Origin of the sequence: Tepidiforma sp., assembly GCF_034433535.1 — a bacterium.
Taxonomy (GTDB): Bacteria; Chloroflexota; Dehalococcoidia; order Tepidiformales; family Tepidiformaceae; genus Tepidiforma.
This window is the reverse complement of record NZ_DAOUAO010000183.1, coordinates 1-2,158: the sequence shown is the minus strand read 5'-3', so window position 1 is coordinate 2,158 and position 2,158 is coordinate 1. Positions and strand designations below refer to the sequence as shown.

The 2,158-nt window shown below is 72.5% G+C and carries 3 protein-coding genes; 1 reads left to right on the top strand and 2 read right to left on the bottom strand.

Annotation, left to right across the window (positions count from 1 at the left end; translation table 11 throughout):
* Positions 1–136: 136 nt before the first annotated feature.
* Positions 137–1,024, bottom strand: coding sequence for an NUDIX hydrolase (locus tag VAE46_RS09505; RefSeq protein WP_322796695.1), 888 nt, complete (start codon positions 1,022–1,024; stop codon positions 137–139).
* A gap of 72 nt (positions 1,025–1,096) precedes the next feature.
* Between VAE46_RS09505 and VAE46_RS09500 the strand changes: the two genes are divergently transcribed.
* Positions 1,097–1,963 (top strand): Dam family site-specific DNA-(adenine-N6)-methyltransferase, encoded by an 867-nt coding sequence (locus VAE46_RS09500; RefSeq protein WP_322796694.1) that lies wholly within the window; start codon positions 1,097–1,099, stop codon positions 1,961–1,963.
* Positions 1,964–1,972: 9 nt separating this feature from the next.
* On the opposite strand, the gene VAE46_RS09495 is transcribed toward VAE46_RS09500, so the two are convergent.
* Positions 1,973–2,158: LysM domain-containing protein (locus VAE46_RS09495; RefSeq protein WP_322796693.1), on the bottom strand; the 186-nt coding region annotated here is incomplete at its 5' end.

The following is a 2,158-nucleotide window of genomic DNA, read 5'->3' as shown; positions in this document are numbered from 1 at the left end:
GGAGGTGGGAGGTTGGAGGTTGGAGGTTGGAGGTGGGAAGTTGGAGCGGGGAACCGGGAGGGGAATCTTTCTCCCCTTCTCCCCTCCTCCCCTTCTCCCCGGGCGGGGTGGGGCGGTGGGGCGGGGTCTCCCCTCGTTAGTGGAAGAGGCGGCGGTAGAGGGTGCTGGCGAGGAAATCGGCGAGGACGCGGGCGGCGGGGCCGGCGAGGGGAAGGCGGTCGAGTTCGTGCGGCGCCCAGTAGCGGAATGCCTGGCCTTCGCGCACCTCGAGGAGCTCCTCGGGCAGGTCGGGGTCGTCGTAGTAGATGTGGTAGACGTCGGTGAGGGAGCCGGGCAGCTCGGCGCGGCGGTAGACGCGGAAGAGGCGGAGGTGTTCGAGCAGGGCGCCCGTCTCCTCTTCGAACTCGCGGAAGGCGGCGGCATCGGGCGGCTCGTCGGGTTCGATGAGGCCGCCGGGGATGGACCAGCAGCCGGGGAAGCGCTCGGGCGGCAGGTCGGCGTCCCGCAGCTGCAGGAGCAGGCGTCCCCAGCGGTCGAGGGCGATAATGCCGACGCCGGCGCGGTAGGGCTGGAGCATGCCGACGGTGCCGCGATAGGCGTCGCTGGCGGTAAAGCGGGCGAGGAGGGCGCGGGTGCCGGGGTTCATCGGCAGGGCGGCGAAGTCCCGCGGGTGGTGGTACTGGAAGTCGAGCCCTTCGTGGACGGTGATCGCCTCGCGAGGGACGGGGTCGTCGGCGTAGAAGATGTGGAGGCGCGCGGGCAGCAGCTCGGGGATTTCGGCCGGGGTGACGGTGGCGAAGAAGCGGACGCGCTCGAGGCGGACGCCGGTTTCCTCTTCGAACTCGCGGATGGCGGTTTGGCGGGGGGTTTCTCCCGGCTCCATGCCGCCGCCGGGCGGGGTCCAGCGGCCGTAGCCGGCAGGGGCGATGGCATCATCGCGCTGTTGCAGGAGGATGGCGCCATCGGCACGGATGAGCAGGATGCAGGCGCCTTCGCGGCCGGAGCCGGGGGTGCGGTATTCCATGGCTCCACCGTACCAGCCGGGCAGCCGGCGGGGGAGGTTGCCGGTTGCCGGGCCGGTGGCACGATGGTGCGGATGGCGGCGCCGTTCCTGAAGTGGGCCGGGGGCAAGTGGCGGCTCGCGCCGGTCATCGCCGGGGCGATCGCGGGCCTGCCCGTGCAGCGCTACCTCGAGCCGTTCCTCGGCGGGGGCGGGATGTTCTTCGGCCTGCGCCGGCGGGGGCTGGCCGCGCCGGCGGTCCTGAACGACGCCGACCCCGCGCTGATGCTCACGTTCCGGCAGGTGCGCGACGCGCCCGGCGCGGTGATCGCGGCGCTCGAACGGCTGGCGTCGGAGTACCTCGCGGCCGGGCACGCGGAGCGGGCAGCGCTCTATTACCGGGTGCGGGCGAGCGAGCCCGACGACGAGGCGGAGCAGGCCGCGCGCCTGATCTTCCTTAACCGCACGTGCTACAACGGGCTCTACCGGCTCAACCGCAGGGGGCAGTTCAACGTGCCCCATGGGCGGTATGCTCGCCCCCTCATCTGCGATGCCGAAAAGCTGCGAGCCTGTTCCGAGGCGCTGCGGTCGGCAGACCTCCGCTGCGGTGACTTCGCGGAGGTGTGCGAACTTGCGGGGCCCGGGGACTTCGTCTACCTCGACCCGCCCTACGTGCCGCTGAGCGCGACCTCGAACTTCACGGCCTACACCGGCGACCGCTTCGGCCCGGCCGAGCAGGCCCGGCTGGCGCGGGCGGTGCGCGAGCTGGCCGGGAGGGGTGCGTGGTTCGCGCTCTCGAACAGCGCGCTGCCTGAGGTGGAGGAGCTGTACCGCGGCTTCAGCTTTCGCACGGTCACGATGCCGCGGGCGATCAACTCACGGCCGTCGCTGCGGGCGCCGGTCGCGGAATACCTGGTCACGAACCTGCCCGCCCGGGCGGGGGAGGCGACGGCCGCCGGCTGACGGGCGGCGTCAGGGCGCGGGCGTGGCGGTGGGCGTCGGCGACGGCGAGGCGCCGGGTGCGGGGATGCGCAGCTCCTGCCCGGGGAAGATGAGGTCCGGGTCGGCGAGGCCATTGGCGGCTGCGAGTTCTTCGACCGTGAGCCCGAACTGCTCGGCAATAGCGCCGAGGGTATCGCCCTCGCGGACGACGTAGGA

Coding starts and splice junctions, on each gene's coding strand:
- VAE46_RS09505 (WP_322796695.1), bottom strand. CDS start 1,024: ATGGAATACCGCACCCCCGGCTCCGGCCGCGAAGGCGCCTGCATCCTG.
- VAE46_RS09500 (WP_322796694.1), top strand. CDS start 1,097: ATGGCGGCGCCGTTCCTGAAGTGGGCCGGGGGCAAGTGGCGGCTCGCG.